This window comes from Paraclostridium benzoelyticum (genome assembly GCF_001006285.1).
Lineage (GTDB): Bacteria > Bacillota > Clostridia > Peptostreptococcales > Peptostreptococcaceae > Paraclostridium > Paraclostridium benzoelyticum.
Map to the genome: position 1 here is coordinate 1 of NZ_LBBT01000223.1, position 465 is coordinate 465.

At 19.1% G+C, this 465-nt stretch carries 1 protein-coding gene; it reads right to left on the reverse strand.

Going from position 1 to position 465, the window contains the following annotated elements; all coding sequences use genetic code 11:
• Positions 1-339, reverse strand: a 339-nt coding sequence (locus VN21_RS11145; protein WP_046823345.1) for a hypothetical protein, incomplete at its 3' end; no start/stop codon positions are given.
• Positions 340-465 lie beyond the last annotated feature (126 nt).

A 465-nucleotide genomic window follows, 5' to 3' on the forward strand; every position in this document is an offset into this window, starting at 1 on the left:
ATCCTCTGTAAATTCTTCTAAAATATTTATATCTATATCAATATATTTTTGAAAATCTTCTATCTTTTCTTCTGATTTTATATTTAATAATAAAGTTCCTATCGAATGAATACTTACACAACTTTCTTTTTCAAATAACAATTTAATAATATTATTTTTAAGTTTTTCTATATTTTGTGATATCCTTATAAAATCATTTATATCGCAAATATCCATTTCGTTATTATGTAAAATATCTTTAGGTATCTCTATATAGTTATCTTCATCTTTTAAGCATACTTTTAAGTCTTTTTCTACTATTATTTTTTCTATTAATTTTGCGTTACTACCTTCTGTCATCTTATTTCTCCTTACTATATATTGTCCTAAGTATTATTATACATAAAATTCTTAGTTAGTCATATTATTTTAATTATTGTTCATTTTAAATTATGTATTTATTCCAAATATATTTTTTGTAAAAAT